This window comes from Acetobacter orientalis (assembly GCF_000963965.1).
Taxonomy (GTDB): Bacteria; Pseudomonadota; Alphaproteobacteria; order Acetobacterales; family Acetobacteraceae; genus Acetobacter; species Acetobacter orientalis.
The window spans coordinates 27438-45624 of record NZ_BAMX01000020.1 but is presented as its reverse complement, the minus strand read 5'-3'; the positions used below and the strand labels follow the sequence as shown (position 1 = coordinate 45624).

The 18187-nt window shown below is 50.9% G+C and carries 15 protein-coding genes; 9 read left to right on the top strand and 6 right to left on the bottom strand.

All coding sequences use genetic code 11. The features are described from left to right. Nucleotides 1-37: 37 nt before the first annotated feature. From Abor_RS08505 to Abor_RS13135, 3 genes are all read left to right on the top strand, one after another. The gene (locus Abor_RS08505; RefSeq protein ID WP_048841437.1) at nt 38-529 is read left to right on the top strand and encodes an RNA polymerase sigma factor; all 492 of its coding nucleotides are present in this window, start codon (nt 38-40) and stop codon (nt 527-529) included. Continuing rightward, nucleotides 526-1476 (top strand): FecR family protein, encoded by a 951-nt coding sequence (locus tag Abor_RS08500; protein WP_048841436.1) that lies wholly within the window; start codon nt 526-528, stop codon nt 1474-1476. Before Abor_RS08505 ends, Abor_RS08500 begins: the two co-directional genes overlap by 4 nt. Before the next feature lie 303 nt (nt 1477-1779). After that, nucleotides 1780-4563: an autotransporter outer membrane beta-barrel domain-containing protein gene (locus Abor_RS13135; protein ID WP_048841435.1), complete on the top strand. Its 2784-nt coding sequence runs from the start codon at nt 1780-1782 to the stop codon at nt 4561-4563. A gap of 72 nt (nt 4564-4635) precedes the next feature. On the opposite strand, the gene ppk2 is transcribed toward Abor_RS13135, so the two are convergent. Both ppk2 and Abor_RS08485 read right to left on the bottom strand, forming a co-directional pair. Then, nucleotides 4636-5541, bottom strand: a complete 906-nt coding sequence (gene ppk2, locus Abor_RS08490) for a polyphosphate kinase 2 (protein WP_048841470.1) — start codon at nt 5539-5541, stop codon at nt 4636-4638. Between the two features lie 156 nt (nt 5542-5697). Continuing rightward, nucleotides 5698-7179, bottom strand: coding sequence for a carbohydrate porin (locus tag Abor_RS08485; RefSeq protein WP_232014999.1), 1482 nt, complete (start codon nt 7177-7179; stop codon nt 5698-5700). 274 nt (nt 7180-7453) lie between these two features. Between Abor_RS08485 and Abor_RS08480 the strand changes: the two genes are divergently transcribed. After that, nucleotides 7454-8053, top strand: a complete 600-nt coding sequence (locus Abor_RS08480) for a TetR/AcrR family transcriptional regulator (RefSeq protein WP_048841433.1) — start codon at nt 7454-7456, stop codon at nt 8051-8053. 5 nt (nt 8054-8058) lie between these two features. On the opposite strand, the gene Abor_RS08475 is transcribed toward Abor_RS08480, so the two are convergent. The 3 genes from Abor_RS08475 to Abor_RS08465 form a co-directional block, all read right to left on the bottom strand. Next, on the bottom strand, nt 8059-9351 hold the full coding sequence (locus tag Abor_RS08475) for an NAD(P)/FAD-dependent oxidoreductase (protein ID WP_048841432.1): 1293 nt from the start codon (nt 9349-9351) through the stop codon (nt 8059-8061). Nucleotides 9352-9504: 153 nt separating this feature from the next. After that, nucleotides 9505-10896: an NAD-dependent succinate-semialdehyde dehydrogenase gene (locus Abor_RS08470; RefSeq protein WP_048841431.1), complete on the bottom strand. Its 1392-nt coding sequence runs from the start codon at nt 10894-10896 to the stop codon at nt 9505-9507. Between the two features lie 473 nt (nt 10897-11369). Then, a complete protein-coding gene (locus Abor_RS08465; RefSeq protein ID WP_126621306.1) occupies nt 11370-11786 on the bottom strand; it encodes a hypothetical protein in 417 nt (138 codons plus the stop codon). Between the two features lie 243 nt (nt 11787-12029). Between Abor_RS08465 and Abor_RS08460 the strand changes: the two genes are divergently transcribed. The 5 genes from Abor_RS08460 (at nt 12030) to Abor_RS08440 (ending at nt 17122) form a co-directional block, all read left to right on the top strand. After that, entirely contained in the window at nt 12030-12617 is a 588-nt protein-coding gene (locus Abor_RS08460; RefSeq protein WP_048841429.1) for a DUF4232 domain-containing protein, read from the top strand. Nucleotides 12618-12704: 87 nt separating this feature from the next. After that, nucleotides 12705-13094 carry a hypothetical protein gene (locus tag Abor_RS08455; protein ID WP_048841428.1) on the top strand — a complete coding sequence of 130 codons (390 nt, stop codon included), beginning with the start codon at nt 12705-12707 and terminating at the stop codon, nt 13092-13094. Between the two features lie 56 nt (nt 13095-13150). Continuing rightward, complete coding sequence (locus Abor_RS08450; protein ID WP_048841427.1) at nt 13151-15292, top strand: copper resistance system multicopper oxidase; 2142 nt, start codon at nt 13151-13153, stop codon at nt 15290-15292. Nucleotides 15293-15321: 29 nt separating this feature from the next. Continuing rightward, nucleotides 15322-16071, top strand: a complete 750-nt coding sequence (locus Abor_RS08445) for a copper resistance protein B (protein WP_048841468.1) — start codon at nt 15322-15324, stop codon at nt 16069-16071. A gap of 208 nt (nt 16072-16279) precedes the next feature. After that, nucleotides 16280-17122: an aminotransferase class IV gene (locus tag Abor_RS08440; RefSeq protein WP_048841426.1), complete on the top strand. Its 843-nt coding sequence runs from the start codon at nt 16280-16282 to the stop codon at nt 17120-17122. Between the two features lie 87 nt (nt 17123-17209). Here the strand turns inward: Abor_RS08440 and Abor_RS08435 are convergent, their stop codons facing one another. Next, nucleotides 17210-18022: a mechanosensitive ion channel family protein gene (locus Abor_RS08435; protein WP_048841425.1), complete on the bottom strand. Its 813-nt coding sequence runs from the start codon at nt 18020-18022 to the stop codon at nt 17210-17212. Nucleotides 18023-18187 lie beyond the last annotated feature (165 nt).

The window sequence follows — 18187 nt, the reverse complement described above, 5'->3', positions numbered from 1 at the left end:
GCACTCTCTCCTTTGCGTTGGGAAAAGTGTTACCAGCATGATAAAAAATTTTCTGATGCACCAAAAGGAATGGTCTGTTCTGTACCGGAAAGTACGGTCTATTACCAAAGACAACGACGCAGAAGACCATGTGCAAGCTGCGTTAGTGCGTTATTTGGAAAAAAAACCAACAGAAGTAGAAAATAAAGAAGCCTATGTTGTAAAAAGTGCCGTTAACAATGCTAGCAACTCCAGAAAAAGAAGTAGCATTTTACAAATTTTCTCTATTCATAAAGATGATACGATTTTAGAAGAAGAGGCCTGCCCCAACCCCTTACCAGATGAGGTCTATGCAGCCCGACAAAGGCTTGAAAAATTTCAAGATGGTTATAATCAGCTTCCAGAGCGTACGCGGCAAATTCTTTTTTGGCACCGTATTGAAAAAGTACAATACAGAGACATTGCGCAACGCTTAGGTATCAGTGAAAGCGCTGTCGAAAAGCATATTGCAAAAGCCTTAGTTTTTTTAAGCACATGGGTTGAGAATTGAAACAAAGTACATCTGACCAGCACATACGGGAGCAAGCGGCAATTTGGGTTGCACGCCTGCATGCAGACCACGTGTCCGAGCAGGTCAAAACCAATTTTTGTGCGTGGCTTACCCAAGATACGCGCCACGCGGCTATATTTGAGCAGGTTTCAGATAGTTGGGACTTTATTGCTGGTGTGGCACGCCCTGTAGCGGTGCCGCCTGCCACTTTGTCTCCGTATATGCCCAAAGCGCAGCCCGTGTTAAGGCGGCGTGCATTACTGCCGCTTTTAGTGGCGGGGGCAGGGTGTTTGGTCTTATCGTACCCCCGCACGTCTGTTGCAGTCCGTGTGCTTAAAACGCGCACGGCACAAACACTCACTCACACTCAGCCGAATGGTGTAGAGTGGCGGCTGGATACAGATACAATACTCCTCCTAAACGAAAAAACGATGGAAGGGCGGTTGTTAAGAGGGCAAGTTTATTTAAATTGCCCGACAGCGTCAGATATCAAATTAATGGTGGGCAACTTACAAGCCACAATTCAAAAAACCGGCCAGTTTGATGCCTGCCTGACAGATACAACCTGCGAACTGTTAGCTCTTAACGGGCAGTTAAGTGTTAGCAACGCGCTCTCTACCCTGCCAGCCCAAATAATAACCAAGGGGCAGCGCATTTTTTTATCAAAAAATAGTAAATACCTGACAGACCACCCTAATATGCAAAACAGCCTTTCATGGACGCAGGGGTATCTTATTTTTCATGATAGTACTTTGCGTGATATGGCCACAAAAATAAACCGTTACTCAGAAAAGAAAATTAAAATACTCTCAAAGAAAATTGAAAATAAGAAAGTAAATGGTATTTATTATATTTCAAAAAATAATGAATTTTTAACGATGCTTTCAACCCTTCTTAAAATTCAATTTGATGAAACAGAGCATGAATACCTTATTTATGAAGCCTGAGAAATAGGCTTCATAAAGACCATTTCAGGCCGGTCTGCGTTATATTTAATATAACGCAACAATAAAATCTTATACCTGTTAAAAAGAAAAAAACACAAGAGCAATTATTTAGATAAAATTGAAATAATAACTAATAAACGGCAAGATATAGTTCAAAATTATTTATAAAAACGCCAAAATATTGGCAAAATTTTAACGTTCCTAATTTTACTGTCCCTTAGAATAATGGCAGTCATGCTGCATTTAAACGGCTCTTGCATCATGCGCTGCTGCACACGTTTCATATTGAAGGGAACAGCCCGCATGCGGCGTCATCAGCTTTGCTCAGCTCTTTTTAAAAAGAGGCTTCTTGGGCTTTCAGCACTTGTGTGTGCCGTACCGCTTGAGAGTGGGCTTCTGGCACAAAAGGGGTATGCCCAGGTGCAAGACTATACGGTGGGCGCAGGCCAAACGCTAACCGTTACTAATTTTTCTATCAAAAATTTATATAACAATGGTTTTACGAATATTTCCGGAAACTCCAGTATTGTTGGGCAAACAAATAATACCGGCACGTTGGCCAGCACATATATAAATTTTTGGAGCAACATCATAAACAGTGGCTCTGCCATGATAACGGGTGGCAACATTCAAGGGAATGTTGTTAACCAAAACGGTGGCACCTTTGCACAAACCAAAGGGGCAATAGTAGGTGACGTAACAAACTCTAGTGCAGCGCTTGTTTCCCAAGGTACAATAACGGGTACGGTTAACAACGCACAAAATGGCACGTTTACAGCGGTTAATGAAACCCTGAACGGTAATTTGAACAATTCCGGTGTTGCAACGCTGTCTTATGCCTCTGTTACGGGTGTTGTGACCAATAGTAACACCCTAACAGCCGATAACGCCTCTATGGAAAAAGATGTCGTTAACTCTGGGGCTGCGCTTATTAATAATAATAGTACCATTGGCGGCAATTTAACCATGCAAGATGGTAGCTCTACGTCTGTATCTGCCAGTATTGCGGGCACTATGCAGGCTAATGGCGGTACGTTTGAGGTGCTACAGGGTGGCACACAGGCTGCCTCTCTATCTGGTACGGCTGATGGCACATTAAGTGGCCAACTTACGCTTAATAATGCGCAAGATACATATTCAGGCCGTTTGGCTGGCTCTGGTTCTTTGCTGATTGCAGGCGGCAATGAGGTGTTAACCGGAGAGAGCGTTTATACTGGCTCTACAACAATTGAAGGTGCCAGCCTTACCTTAGGGAATGGCGGAGAAACCGGCAGCATTGCGAACACAAGCACGATTGTAAATAATGGCACCTTAAACATTAACCATAGCAATACCGTAACCTTATCGCAAAGCATGAGTGGCAGCGGTGTTTTAAATCAGGTTGGCCCGGGTACGACTGTTATTACGTCAGATAATAGCTATACTGGGGCTACAACTGTTGCTGCTGGTACTTTAGATGTTGTTGGTTCTATTGCGCCGTCTGCTGTTACTGTGCAAAGCGGGGCCAAGCTCTCTGGCACAGGGGCTGTTGGCACAACAGACATACAGCAAAACGCCACTCTTTCACCTACCGGGCCAACAGGTGTGCTTACGGTTAACGGTAACCTCACTTTGGGGCAGGGGTCTGCCATAACCGTTGAGGGTAACGGCCAAAAAACTGGCCAAACTTTGAATATGGACGGCATAACGTATAGCCAAATCCAGTCTGGTAAAGTGAATGTAACAGGCACGGCTGCGGTATCTGGCACCGTGTCACCTAGCATGACACCTGCAGATGCTCTGCGCGCCCACCAGTATTATACGGTGGTAACGGCGGCCGGTGGCTTTACAGATAGAAGTTACACCCTAACCGGCAATATTAATAACCCTTACACGTTTCTCTCGCCTCGGCTCTTTTATTATTATAACGACCTAAACGTTATGATGCTCAGAAACAGCGTGCTATTTTCATCGGTTGCAACCACACGTAACGAGATTGAAAACGCACGAGCACTGGACAAACTGCCTGAACGGAACGAGATGATACAGGCCGTTGAGCAACTAGACCCTGCACAAGCCCGCCACGCCATGAATGCCCTTTCAGGCGAGGTACATGCCTCTGCCCGCACAGCACTTATTCAAGATAGTTTCTTTGTCCGTCAAGCTGTTCTCGACCGCCTCGATACGGCTGAATGTGATGGCAGTGTGAGTGACAACACCATTCGCACTGTGGGCTTAAAGGGCGGTAAAACCAAAGATGGCTGCACCGCACATCGTTCTGCTTTTTGGGGCGAGGGCTATGGCAGCTTTGGCCATAACCGCACAGACAGCAACGCCGCAGGTATGCATTCTACCACAACAGGCGTGGTACTTGGGTTAGATACACTGGTAACAGATAACTGGCGTTTGGGCCTTATGGCGGGGTATGGCCGCTCCATGTTTGATGTGGGGGGTGGTCGTAATTCTTCAGGTAATAGCAATAATATTTCTGTTGGTGCTTATTCTGGCCACCATTGGGGCCGCTTTAACTTCCGCTTTGGTGGGTCTTATAGCTGGAACCTGATGAGCATAACACGAGATGTTAATTTTGTTGGATACCATGACCGCCTGCACAGCAGTTATAATGGCGGCACAGCGCAAGGCTTTGGTGAGGTCGGGTATAAAGTGCCCGTAGGCCAGCGTGGTGTGTTTGAGCCCTTTGGTAATGTGGCGTATGTAAACCTTAAAACCAAAAAATTTAATGAATATGGCGGTACGTCTGCCCTACATGGCCATGGCACAGATACAGGGGTAACTTTTGCCACGTTCGGCTTTAGGGCGGCAACATGGTATCAGGCTGGGCAAACACGCTTGGTGCCACATTTTTCGCTGGCCTATCGCCATGCCTTTGGCCTGACAACACCAACCCTGCATGAAACCTTTATTGGCACCAATAGTGGCGTTATGGATATTGCAGGTGTGCCTTTGTCGCAAGATTCAGCGGTGGTCAATGCGGGTTTGACCGCAAAACTAACAGACCGGATCGATATCGGTGTGTCTTACATTGGGCAATATGGCGTGCAGTCTCTTAATAGCGGTGCACGTGGCAATCTTGTTCTTAAGTTCTAGTTGTTTCTTAAAACAAGGCTTGCATCAGGTCTGGCAGGGGTTTCTCCTGCCAGACCTTTTTGCATAAAAGGCTTAGTAAACTTCAGGCACAATCATAGAGTCGGGCGTGGGTTGGCGCTCATAGTCTGGGTGGTACACACGCGGGGGTAGGGTTACCTCGGGGTGTTCAACCGGCTCATAGGGCACTTGTGCCAGCAGGTGCGCAATGCAGTTAAGGCGCGCGCGTTTTTTATCAACAGCTTGCACCACCCACCATGGGGCTTCTGCAATGCTGGAGCGTTCCAGCATGGTTTCTTTGGCGGTTGTGTAGCGTTCCCAACGGCTGCGGCTCTCCAAATCCATGGGGGAGAGTTTCCATTGCTTCAAGGGGTCTTCAATACGGGCTCTAAAGCGCATTTCCTGCTCTTCATCCGTAATAGAAAACCAGTATTTTATAATTTGTATGCCGCTACGCACCAGCATGCGCTCAAATTCTGGCACGCTGCGGTAAAATTCTTCGTAGTCTTCGTCTGTGCAAAAACCCATCACGCGCTCAACGCCTGCGCGGTTGTACCAACTGCGGTCAAACAGCACAATTTCGCCTGCGGCGGGTAGCTGTGCCACATAACGTTGGAAATACCACTGGGTACGTTCACGGTCGTTGGGGGCGGGCAGGGCGGCTACGCGGCAAATACGGGGGTTAAGGCGTTGGGTAATGCGCTTAATGGCGCCGCCTTTACCTGCGGCATCGCGCCCTTCAAAAATAACAACAACACGGTGGCCTGTGGCTTTAACCCAGTCTTGCAGTTTAACCAGCTCACCTTGTAGGCGAATAAGCTCTTTAAAGTAGGTGCGCCTAAAGGCCCGGTCAGCCGCGCCAAGTGTGCCACCTACGGCTTCTTCTTCCAAAGAGAGTTCAAATTCTTCGTCCAAATCATCAATAATTTCGCGGCGAATATGCTCGCGTTCCATGCTTTGTGCGTTTGTTGTGTTGCTCATAGCCTCAGCCTGCCCCTCACCCATCACGTCCTGCCTTTCGTTGCAGCGTGTTTCACATAACGGGGTAGTATAAAGCCTTAAGCAGGGGTAAAAATTGACGTTTCCATTAAATTAACGCCTAGGCCGCACTCTCAGCCCTGTTGCGGCTAAAACCCTTTAAAATGTGGTGGTTATGTTTAGCCCGGCCACAACGCCATTATGTATCCGTTTGCCGGTTGTGGGGTCTTGTGTGGTGCCACCTACATGCATGAAATACTGAAAATCGGGCTGCACAATAAGGTAGGGTGTGACAGCGGCTTGGTAGGTAAGTTCAAAATGGTGCTCGGGCGTTAGGCTGTAAGGCTGGCTTGTGCCTAGGCGCACGCTATCTTGGGCATAGTGGCGGGCTTGTGCACTATAAAGGCTAGTGCCCCACGCTATACCAATCGTGTCATCTGGGCGGTCGGGCAGGAGTTCATCAAAAGTAAAGCCGCTTTGTATTTCAAAAGCAAATTGGTTGCGGGTCTGGTTGGCGGCAATAGCACGGGCAAAAAAGTTGATGGTTTTGCCGGAGTTTTTGGCCTTGCGCCATATCATCTGGTCTATAACCGCATAGAGTATCCAGTTGCCGTGGTGGTAATAGGGTGCGCCAGAACTGTCTGGGCTGGCCAGAAGTGTGCCGTTGGCATCGTAACGCTGGTCAGGAAAGCGGCCAGTATCATACAGGCCGCCCAGCTTCCATGTGCCGGGCAGGGCGGGGGCGTCTGGCCCGGCTAGCTGGCGGGCCATATCCAGCCATAATTGGGCTTCTCCCATAAAGAGCACCCCACCATGGGTTGAAAATGTTGTGCCAGAGGGGTCGCGTTCGGTAGGGCTTATGGTGCTATAAAATGGGCCTTGGGTTGGGTTGTCATCTGTTATGGCCCCCATAAGCACAAGGGGCTGGGCAGGTGTCCATTTTATACGCCCCCCCAATGCTGAAAAAGGCCAAGATGGCCCACCAGAATATAAATTGCTCGAGGTAGAAAGCGGCCAGCCAAAGCTGGAGTTAAGAAAAAACGAGGCGTTCTGGCTCACCAAAAATTCAGTATCTAGGTCAAGCGAGCCTACACGCACATTGAGGTGGTTATTTAAAAACCCTTGCTCGTACCACAGCTCAAACAACCGGGTAGAGCGGCCTGCATCGTAGCCGCTTACGGTATTAAGCGCACCCAAACGCTCGGCTGTAAAAGAACGGCCCCGTATTTGCAGGGCACTTATATTAAACAGGCCGTTTTTAAGGCCAAACAGGGGCTGGGTATCAAGCATAAGGGCGGCTGCGGTCATGCCATCATAAGTGGCGCCCCGTTGCGTGCCGCCTGCGGGTAAGCCCCATATTTCTTCTACGTCTTGTATGGTTAGGCTTACGCCTTGGCGGGCCAGCCAGTCTCGTGCGCCACCGGCATGGCCAAGTAGTTCGGTGCTGCTATCTTCTGGGGGGCGCACAAAGCTGGGTGCGGGCACAGGGAGGGGCACGCCAGATGGCAAAATATCGGTTGCAAGGGGTACCGTCGCGGCCCAACTGGGCACTGTGCTGGCCAGCAGGGCTGCGCCTAGGCCAGTGGCGAGCAGGCATGTGGGGGTAACAAAGCGTAAGGCCTGCGGTAAAAAAGCCTTCACCAGTGTTCCACCCCTTTTGCAAAAATATCCAGTAGCTTACGCAGCTCGGGTATGTGCTGGTGTGGTTGCACGTTAACCCTTTGGGTAAAAATATAGAGCAAGGCCGTGTTGGGCAACCCCATAGCGTAAGGGGCTGGGCACAAGGCTGTGTCGCATAAAGTGCTACCTTTTGGGGCGTGCATAGCTGGTGTTGGGTGGCTCCATTGCACCAACTGCCCGGTGCGCCTATCAAGGGTAGCCCCCTTATACCCAATGCCGGAAACCCCTTGCCGCCATGACTGTGCCCAACAAACACGAAAGTGCTAAACGCAGTATTCTTGACAGCGCCCGCCCCCTTATTGGTGCGCGCGGGTTTTCTGCTGTGGGTATTGCACAAATATTGGTGCAGGCCCGCATACCCAAGGGGTCATTTTACCATTATTTTAACTCTAAGGAGCATTTTGGTGAGGAATTATTGAGCCTGTATATTACAGACTACCTTGCCACATTAGAGACTCTATTTGCGGCCCCTCACCACAATGGCTACGAAAAAATCTGTAGTTATTTGGAGTTTTGGCGCAACACGCACACAGATGGCAAAGTGGGCGACAAATGCCTGATTGTAAAATTAGCCGCTGAAATAGCAGATCTTTCAGAAACTATGCGCCAGATTATGCAGCGTGGTACAGCCCGCGTTATTGAGCGTTTGGCACAGGTTATACAAAACGGCCAGCAAGATGGCTCGCTATGCCAAACACTTCCAGCCCCTATGCTGGCGGCGGCTTTGTACCAAACATGGCTGGGGGCCACACTTATGGTTAAAATTACTAAAAACGCACAACCGTTTGAAGTGGCATGGCAAACCTCTAGCGTTTTACTTAAAGGTTTGCCCTAAGTGCTTTAATCTAGTCTAACAGGGGGGCGAATAATGCCCTCTATCCAGTCTGCTAAAATAGAGGCCAGCCCCCGGTAATACCCAAAAAGCTCAATCTGGTGCTTGCGGTAGAGCATAATATGCCCCAACCGGGCCGAAAGCCCATGCATAATACCCCCACCTAAAACAGTGCCGCCCGGTAAGGCTGCCCACCCATTATAATTACCCAAGGCCACAATAGCCCCTTTGTTATGAAAAATGCAGGATGGCACATTTTTACCGTGCTCTAACCACGCAGGTAAATGCTGGGCAAGGTGGTGGGCCTGCTGGCGTGCCACTTGCGCGGTCGCTGGTAGGGGTTCATCGGTAATAAAAGAGCAGTCTCCCATTGCAAAAATTCTGTCATCATCAACAGAGCTTAGGTTGGGTTTAACCAGTATTTGGCCAGATTTGTTTAAAGACAGACCACCATAGGCCTTGGTTACGTCTGGGGCTTTAACCCCTGCCGCCCAAACGCGAAGTGTCGCATTAACATGGGTGCCATCTTTTAAGGTAAAGCCAGTGGCATCAGCCGATGCCACGCGAGAGGAGGTGCAGACATTAACCCCCAAACGCTCCAGCTCCTGCTGTGCCGCAACCGAGACAGATTCGGGAAAGGCCGGTAAAATACGCGGGCCAGACTGTAAAAGCGTTACGCGTAGTTTAGGGGGCTTTTTTCCAAAAGCGTGCAGGCTTACGGGGTCAACAATCTCTAAAGATTTATGCAATTCTGCGGCAAGTTGGGTGCCCGTAGCGCCACCGCCCACAATGGCAATATCAAGCTGTGAGCTATTGGCAAAAGATTTCAGAATTTCCATTCTGAATTTTTCATTAAAGGCGTTGGCTTCAATCAGGTTATCAATAAATAAGCAGTTTTCTTTAACGCCGGGTGTGCCAAAATCGTTGGCGCAGCTCCCTACGGCCAGCACAATGGCATCATAGGTTAGGGTACGGCTTTCGAGCACTTTAGTGCCGTCAGAGGCATGGAGGGGGCTTAAAACCACCTCGCGTTTGTCTCGGTCAACAGACACAACCTCACCGGGCCAAAATTCAAAATGGTGGCTGCTGGCTTGAGAAATAAAGCTAATCCGGTCGTTTTCGTTCAGCACCGTGCCTGCGGCAAAGCAGTGCAGCATGGGCTTCCAGACATGCGAAAAACTTTTATCTACTAACGTAATACGCGCTTTTCCGTGTCGGCCAAGGCTTTTACCCAAACGTGTTGCAAGGGCCAGACCAGCCACCCCACCACCAACAATAAGAATTTCAGATTTGGATGCCATCTGGTGTATGCGCCTTTTCCAAAAGTAAGACGGGGCAGGGGTTCTTATGCCCGTGCAAAACCACGCTTCATAAAGAAGGTGTAAAAATTTTTGTTTTTAAGAAAAATAACAAAAAACAGCAGGCGCTTTTACACGCCTGCTGCCGGGTTCTGCTTAGAACGGTGCGTCAATATCCACAATATTAATGAGCTTGTGGTTTACAAACTCTTTAATACCAAGGCCAATAAGCTCACGCCCATAACCAGAGCGTGCAATGCCGCCAAATGGCAGGTCTGCTTTTGGCACCAGCGGGTGGTTAATAAACACCATACCTGTGCGAATTTTAGCGGCAACGCGTGCGCCGCGTGCTTCGTCTTTGGTAAAGACCGCACCACCCAACCCGTAAGGTGAGTCGTTGGCAATACGCACGGCATCAGCTTCATCTTTAGCGCGGTAAAGCTGCGTTACCGGGCCAAAAAATTCCCAGTGGCGGGCTTCGTTATCGCCATCAAGGCCGGTCATCAGCAGCGGGCGGAAGAAGGCGCCTTTACCCGGTACTTCTGGCCCAATAACTTCAACTTTTGCACCATGGTTAATGGCGGCGGTTACTTGGTTGTGCAGGTCATCTACTGCAGCGCGTGAGCACAGGGGGGCCAACGTGGTGCTGGCGTCCATTGGGTCACCGGCTTTAAGGTCTGCAACGCCTTTTTTATAAAGCTCTACAAAACGGTCATAAACGCTCTCTGCTACAATAATCCGTTTTGCAGAAACACAAACCTGCCCAGCATTCCAGTGGCGGCCAATAACAGCCCACTTGGCGGCTTTTTCTACATCGGCATCGTCTAGCACAATAAAGGCGTCTGCCCCACCCAGTTCCATGGTGGCTTTTTTCAGCGCTTTGCCTGCAACGCCAGCAATAATGGTGCCAGCACCTTCAGAGCCGGTAAGGGCTACGCCGCACACGCGCGGGTCATTCAAAATCATGGCGGTGTGGGGGCGTGCAGCATAAAGGTTGCGGAACAACCCTTTAGGCAAGCCAGCCTCAATCATCAGGTCATCGCAGGCGGCAGCGCACTGCGGCAGGTTAGAGGCATGCTTAAGCAGCACAGCATTACCAGCAGAAAGTTGCGGGGCAATAATGCGCACAACCTGATAGAACGGGAAGTTCCATGGCTCAATGGCAAACACAATACCAAGGGGTTCGTGTACTAGCGTGGCTTTGCCTTCTGCCGGGTCGGCTACGGGCAGGGCTTCTGGCTTAAGAAGCTCTTGGGCATATTTTGCATAATATTCGAAAATTTCAGCAGAAAGAATAACTTCTTTCTTCGATTCTTCAAATGTTTTGCCCATTTCAAGTGTGCCAAGGCGGGCATATTTTTCAACATCGCGGCGCAAAATAGCCCCGGCTGCTGTCATAACGCGGGCGCGTTCTTCAAAAGATGTTTCGCGCCATTTTTCAAAAGCGGCATAGGCTTCGGAAAGTGCGGTCTGTACGTCCTGATCCGTGGCTTCAGGGAAAGTCGCCAGCACTTCCCCGGTGTAGGGGTTTGTTGTCGCGTAAGCCATTTTTACCTCGTGGAGAATGGAAAACAGGCAAAAGAAAAACGACACCGCCTGCGCGGTTTATGAACACAAGAGCAAAATGCGGTCTTTTGTCTCATTATCGTCCTTCTGACCGCTAAAAAATAGACCGGTCAACTGCTACGAGAAAGGCAGAGCTAAGGCGTAGCGCCTTAAAGCTGAAAGAAAGAGGTTTAGAGCTTTTGCCCAGCTTTTTTCTCCTGCTCGGTCTCTGGTTGTCTGTATATTAACGGATATAGATATGGTCAACGCATAAGTCAGAGGTATAAATTAATAACTCTTATCAAATTCCTGATAGGTGGCGCACGGCACAGGGTCTAGGCGCGTGCCACCTGTAACGGCGGCACGTGTGCAGCCATAAAAGAGCAAAACAGCACACTGTACGCAAAAAATAAGGGCACCCGTGCTTGGGGTGGTTAGGTAAGAGCTTTTAGGTAGTCAGTATGACCACGCTCTCCTTAAACCATGCCGTAAACTGCATATTGCGCGTAGACTTTGGCATAAAGGGCGTTAAATTCTGCCTCATTAAACGGGTGCGACAGCTCAACATCAGGCAACGGCATACAGTGGTAAGCAATGTCTTTATTATACACAGCACGTTTTAACGTAGGGTCATGTTGAAAGGTTGGTAGGAGCGTGTGCAGCAGCTCTGCTTCATGCTGGGGGGCAAGTGTGCAGTAAATAAGGGCGCAAGTTGGCCCGGTTAGCGCGCCATATGGGGTGGTTTCACAGGCAATAACGCTGCCTAGCGTGTGCTCAAACAAGCGCATGGCCAGGTAGGCGGCTGTTATGCCGGGGCGGGGGTAGGGTTTTAGCGCGGTGTTGTTCGGGCCAGACCAAACAGCTTGGTGTAAAACAACAGTATGTACGGCCATAGCACGCTCCCTCAGGCTGGTTTTTATGCTCTGTACGGGGGGTATTAGGGGGCGTGCTGTTAGCATGGCACACCCCTGTGCCCGGTTTCAACATAATCTGGCATGGTGTGTTGCAGGCTCACGCATGCCTTACCCTGTGGGTAGGGTAGTGTTATAAAAAGGGGGGCGGCGGTAGCGGCCAATACGCTGTTACGGTGCCCGCTTAAACGGCCACGTTACGCCCCAAAAAAAGGACACACCGGTATGCTCAGCCACGCACTGCGTAAAAATCTTGCCGCTGTCGTTGGGGGCGTAAGCTTAACGGTTGCGCCCTTTGTTATGGCGGCGCGCGCGCATGCAGCCCCACAAACCTACCCCACCTGCCAAGCAGAGCAGCTTTCTCTGACACTTGATGATGAAGGCGGCGCCTTTAACGGCATGTCGCAAAGCGGCACGTTGCTGGTTGTGCGCAATATTGGTGCAGGCCCGTGCCAAATACAGCCTTTGCCTTTTGTGCAGTTTGCGAATGCCACCGGGCATGTGCTGCCCGTAACACGCCGTGCCGTTGGTGGCCCTAAGCCCCAACCAGCTATGGCCGCCGTTGCCTTTATGCCAGAGGCAGAGCTTACAGCCCGCCTGCATTGGGTGTCTGGCGCAGTGTACGACAACGCCCAGTGTGTTAGTCCGGCTACCTTGGTGCTTGCGCTACCCAGTGGTAGCCTGAGCCAGCCCTTTGCCCGGCACATGTGCGCCCCCGCAGGGGCAACCGCGTTTTTTGACCAAATGCCCCTGCGCCCAGATACAGCATTACCAACCGCTCACCCCGTTGCGGCCCCAACTGCTACCCCGTAAAAAAACCTTTCTTATATGCCCCCACCGGGTATATAAGCAGGCCGTTTAGTTTACACGCCACAGCACAGAAAGAGGGGGGAGGGATAAATGCACGCAACCACGGCTCCCCTCAGGTTTTGTCTTGGCGTGTTTGCCTGCCTTTGTGTGCTGTTTGCCCCTGTGTTTACAAGTGCGCTTGCGCACGCACAGCCCCAGTTGGGGCATGCCACTATGGCGCATAGCGCGTGCCACAGTGCCGCAACACAGCCAGACTGTGCGGCTATGCCCCACCCCACGCATACGCCAGCCGAGCACGGGCATGAAAAATGCTGTGACACGCATACAGTGTGCACACAAAGCATGGCCCCCCTTTTAATAGGGTTACCCGTGTTGCCGTTAGGCGTAGGGCAAGCCGCTTTGCTGCCACGGGCCAGCGTGCACTTGGTCGGTACAGACCGGCTCCCTTTGCTAAGGCCCCCAAAAACACAGGCTGCCTAAGCACTTTTTACAGTGCTGCCTTTGCCTTTTTGTGTTGTTTGGGAAAGTAATATTTTATGTCTAGCCCGTCTTTTTTACGGGGTGGCCTTACGCGCCGTCGGTTTGTAACCAGCTTGGCTGCGGGGGGCGTTGCAACGGCTTTTGCGCGCCCTGCTTTGGCGGAGGTACAGCAAGCCGGGGTCATACCCGCGCAGGCTGCTACCCAGTGGCAGCTTACAGTGGCCCATACCCATATAGAAATAGACCGTAAAAGCCTTAAAGCGCCCTGTATTGGCGGCAGTGTGCCCGCCCCAACTCTACGCTGGCGGCAAGGTGATGCGGTCGAGATTGCCGTAACCAACCACCTCAAGCACCAAGACACGTCGTTGCATTGGCATGGTATCCGCCTGCCTGCTCAAATGGACGGCGTGCCGGGTATTAGCTTTGCCGGCATTAGCCCCGGCCAAACCTTTACCTACCGCTTCCCGGTTACGCAAAGTGGTACATATTGGTACCATGGCCACTCGGGCATGCAAGAGGCACAGGGCCTTTACGGCGCACTGGTTATAGACCCCACCCAGCCAGACCCCAACGCCTGCCCCCGAGACTACGTTATTATGCTGTCTGAATGGACAGATGTTGACCCCCAAGACATACTCAACAACCTTAAAATGCAGAGCGATTATTATACGTTTCGCCAACGCACTGCGGCGTCTCTCCTGCCTGATGCAAAAGCAGCCGAAGGGGTTCTACCCGCCCTTAAAGACCGGCTGGCATGGTCAAAAATGCGTATGGCCGCCACCGATATTTCCGATGTGAGCGGCATTATTTACTCCTACCTCCTCAATGGCCAAGCACCAGACACAAACTGGCTAGGGCTCTTTACCCCCGGTGAGCGCGTGCGCCTGCGCTTTATCAATGCCTCATCCATGACCTTTTTTGACGTGCGCATACCGGGGCTTGAACTCCTGGTGGTGCAGGCTGATGGTAATGACATAGAGCCCGTGCCAGTTGATGAATTTCGGATTGGCGTGGCCGAAACATATGATGTGATTGTGCAGCCCAAGGCCAACCAAGCCTACACTATTTTTGCCCAAAGTGAGGACAGAACAGGCTTTGCCCGTGGCACACTGGCCCCCCGTGCGGGTATGTCGGCCCCCATACCGCCTTTAGACCCCCGGCCTGTGCGCACCATGGTCGATATGGGTATGGGCACAATGCAGCCCGGCCAAAGCATGCAAACCATGCTGGGCATGCCCAGCATGGCTATGCCGCCCCATACGCCTATGGCCACTCTGCCAGCAGCACCGGGTGCAGCGCATGGTGCTGCTGCCCCGCAGCACACGCACGCAGCCATGCCTATGGCCGCCGCCCCGCACCCCACAGCATCCAACACCATTGCCCCCGTGCCCACGGCCAGTACCCCAAAAGCTAAACCCCCTGCACAGCCCGATGACACTATGGATATGTCAGGTATGGACATGTCAGGCATGGACATGCCCGGTATGGATATGGGCGGCATGAGCATGCCCAGTAGAGCACACGCAAGCACGGCAGCACATAGCCCCCACGCCATGCCGCTAAGCAATACAACAAGCCCCATGGCGCACAGGGGCGGGCACATTATGGGCCACCATACAGGCCCAATAGACCAAGCGGTTCCCCCTGCCACGCCATCAACCGCCCCCCCGCTTTTGCAGGTAGATGACCCCGGCCCACCGCCCCTTAATGTTGAAAACCAGAATATTGCCGCCATGCCCACAGACCGGCTTGGCAGCCCCGGCGATGGGCTGGAGCATAATGGCCGCCGGGTGCTCACCTATAAACAGCTGCGTGCTACCCGGCCCGGCACAGACTCACGCCCCCCAACGCGTGAGATTATTTTGCACCTTACCGGCAATATGGAGCGTTACATCTGGGGTTTTAATGGCCGCAAATTTTCAGAATCCGGCCCCATACGCCTTAAAAAAAATGAGCGTGTTCGCTTCACACTCATTAACGACACCATGATGGAGCACCCCATACACCTGCACGGTATGTGGAGCGAACTAGAAAACGGGCAGGGGGCATACCAACCCTATAAGCACACCCTTATTGCCCAACCGGGGTCAAAATTAAGCTATCTGGTTACAGCCGATGCACCAGGCATGTGGGCCTACCACTGCCACCTTATGCTCCATATGGATCAAGGCATGTTCAGAACGGTGATTGTCGCATGACCTATCACCATATTTTAGCAGCAGGCCTTATGCTGGCCCTCTGTAGTGGCCATGCTTATTCAGCCCCTACCACCCCCACATACCATGCGGCAGATGCGCCGGAGGGCACGCCGGTTATGTATGTCGGCCACATGCCCCCGGTTATGGATCAAGGGCGCTATTTTCATGGTATTTTTAACCAGCTAGAAGGCCGCTATAGCGCCACCAGCACAGAGTTTAAGTGGGATGGAGAGGCGTGGTATGGCGGAGACTACAATAAACTCTGGCTCAAAACCGAAGGCACTCTGCAACGTGGCCGCCTGCATGATGGAGACCATGAGCTGCTTTATAGCCGTGCTATTTCAACCTACTTTAATCTGCAAGGCGGTGTGCGGGCCGATATTGATGATGGCCCAACCCGCACATGGGCTGCTTTTGGCGTGCAAGGGCTGGCGCTGTACCAGTTTGAACTCCAAGCCACTGGCTATGTAAGCGATCGTGGTCGTTTTGCCGCACGGCTAGAAGGTTCTTACGATTTTTTGTTAACCAACCGCCTTATTTTACAACCGCAGGCAGAGGTAAACCTCTACACCAAAGCAGATGCCGGGCGGCAAGTGGGGGCTGGTTTGTCAGATATAGATACCGGCCTGCGCCTACGTTATGAAATTTGGCGTAAATTTGCGCCTTATATTGCCGTTACTTATTCTGGCTACCTTACCCAAGCGCGTACAATAGCCCATAGCCAAGGTGAAAAAACAGGAGACCTCCGTTTTACCTTTGGTATAAGAAGCTGGTTTTAAGGTGCGTATAAACTGCAAAAATTCTTATAATAAAAGGAAAAGACTGCTTTACATAAAAGGCGTGTAAAGCAGTTGAGCTATACCCACAGTGCAGTGTTAGCTATTTGGGCTAACCCTGCCTGTGTTGGGTTTTTCTTATAAGATCACACTGGTCAGAACCATGGTAGAGGGGTAGGTTCAAAACTTTATCGTAACAAGGTTAGCGTGCATGTCGATCATCTTTCTTAACGGGGCATTTCTTGCAGCAGAAGAGGCCCGTATCTCTCCCTTCGACCGTGGGTTTACCTTTGGTGAAGGCGTTTATGAGGTCTGTATTGTCGTTAAAGGTAAGTTGATAGACGCCCCAGCCCATCTTGCCCGTTTAGAACGCTCACTTAAGGCCTGCGATATGGCCCCACCACCAGAAATGGCAAACCTGCCTGCACTTATGGCAGAGCTTTTGCAAAAAAATGCCATTCACAATGGTTCTGTCTATGTGCAGGTCACGCCCGGCGTAACACCGCGTAATTTTACCGCACAGCCACAAGGGCGCTCAACGCTTATGATGGTGGCTAACACCGGTCATTTTGAAACAAGCCCCGCTTTTACCGCAGGTGTGCACGTACAGTTACAACCAGATATCCGCTGGCTGCACAGAGATATTAAAACAACCATGCTCATGCCGCAGGTTATGGCAAAGCGCAATGCACTGGCCAATGGTCTGGCCGATACCCTGTTTTACGATGCCGATGGCCTAACCGAAGGCGCATCTTCTAATGTGTTTATGGTGGATACGCAGGGCAGCCTTATAACGCGGTCTTTGTCTAACCTGCTCTTGGCGGGCTGCACACGAGAGCGCGTACTTACTCTGGCGCAAAATGCTGGTTTAACTCTGCAAGAGCGCCCCATACGCCCAGAAGAATTACCACAGGCAGCAGAGCTTTTTGTAACAAGTGCAACCTACCTGATTGCCCCTGTGCTTTCAGTAGATGGCATAAAAATTAATAATGCAGTGATTGGCCCTAAAACACGGCAACTGCAAAAATTGTATCTCAATTACATAGCGGCTTAAAAAGTTTAAAAGCTACACTGGCCCGCATTGTTACTCTGCTGGCCAGCGTGGCTCTCAATACGCAGCTTAAAAAAATAGGGCTGCGTTTTATGTGGCTGTGCGCGCAGTTACACCAAGGCGGTAGCCTTCACGCTGCAAAATTTTAATAGCCGCTTCTGAATATTTACCCACCAAAGGGGTTACATTACCCGGTGCACACCAAAAGCCCAGCGTAACCTGAATATTGGCAGGCTTTGGCGAAAAAGAAACAGAAGGGGCAGGGGTTTTTAAAATTAAACTATCCCCTTCGGTCAAGCCAAGTAAAAGGCTGCGTGCTTTGTCTAGGTCGTCCTGATAATCAATTAATAGGCTAACAGAGCCCAGAATACGCTCAGATTGTGAGCTGTTAACAACAACGTTATTAGAGAGCGTACCGTTAGGCACATAAATCACTTCGTTGCTGGTATCAATCAGCACGGTACGGAACATCTCAATTGATGTAACCGTGCCAGAGCTCCCGCCAGCGGTAATGGAGTCACCCACTTTAAAGGGGCGAAACAGCAGAATAAGCACCCCGCCCGCAAAGTTAGCCAAGCTGCCTTGTAGCGCCATACCCACGGCCAAGCCCGCAGCACCTAAAACCGCCACAAACGACGTGGTGGCAATACCCACCATAGAGGCCACGCTAATAAACAGCAGCGCCTTAAGAAAGAGCCCAACAACACTCAGCAAAAAGCCGCGTAATGTTGGCTCTATGTGGCTGGCCTCCATCATGCGGCCCATAGCGCGGGTTACGGTGTTAATTAGCTTCCAGCCAATAAACAACACCACCAGTGCAAGTAAAAACTGGCTAACATAGCCTAAAATAACTGGTAACAGCCCGTTAAACTGTGCCCAGATTGAATGCACCTGTTTTTCCATACTTACCTCTACAGTTTCTTTTAGGTTACGCGCTATAAGCCCGCATAACCGTCTCCTACCCGCATGCTAGGTCATTTTTGGGGCGTAAGTCACTGTTTAGATGGTTATGTTCGCTTTTTAGGGGGTATTAAGGCAAAAAAGCCGCTTAAACTGTATTCTACCGGC

Coding starts and splice junctions, on each gene's coding strand:
- Abor_RS08470 (WP_048841431.1), bottom strand. CDS start 10,896: ATGGCTTACGCGACAACAAACCCCTACACCGGGGAAGTGCTGGCGACT.
- Abor_RS08465 (WP_126621306.1), bottom strand. CDS start 11,786: ATGGCCGTACATACTGTTGTTTTACACCAAGCTGTTTGGTCTGGCCCG.
- ppk2 (WP_048841470.1), bottom strand. CDS start 5,541: ATGAGCAACACAACAAACGCACAAAGCATGGAACGCGAGCATATTCGC.
- Abor_RS08455 (WP_048841428.1), top strand. CDS start 12,705: ATGCACGCAACCACGGCTCCCCTCAGGTTTTGTCTTGGCGTGTTTGCC.
- Abor_RS08450 (WP_048841427.1), top strand. CDS start 13,151: ATGTCTAGCCCGTCTTTTTTACGGGGTGGCCTTACGCGCCGTCGGTTT.
- Abor_RS08475 (WP_048841432.1), bottom strand. CDS start 9,351: ATGGCATCCAAATCTGAAATTCTTATTGTTGGTGGTGGGGTGGCTGGT.
- Abor_RS08440 (WP_048841426.1), top strand. CDS start 16,280: ATGTCGATCATCTTTCTTAACGGGGCATTTCTTGCAGCAGAAGAGGCC.
- Abor_RS08505 (WP_048841437.1), top strand. CDS start 38: ATGATAAAAAATTTTCTGATGCACCAAAAGGAATGGTCTGTTCTGTAC.
- Abor_RS08445 (WP_048841468.1), top strand. CDS start 15,322: ATGCTGGCCCTCTGTAGTGGCCATGCTTATTCAGCCCCTACCACCCCC.
- Abor_RS08480 (WP_048841433.1), top strand. CDS start 7,454: ATGACTGTGCCCAACAAACACGAAAGTGCTAAACGCAGTATTCTTGAC.
- Abor_RS08435 (WP_048841425.1), bottom strand. CDS start 18,022: ATGGAAAAACAGGTGCATTCAATCTGGGCACAGTTTAACGGGCTGTTA.
- Abor_RS08460 (WP_048841429.1), top strand. CDS start 12,030: ATGCTCAGCCACGCACTGCGTAAAAATCTTGCCGCTGTCGTTGGGGGC.
- Abor_RS13135 (WP_048841435.1), top strand. CDS start 1,780: ATGCGGCGTCATCAGCTTTGCTCAGCTCTTTTTAAAAAGAGGCTTCTT.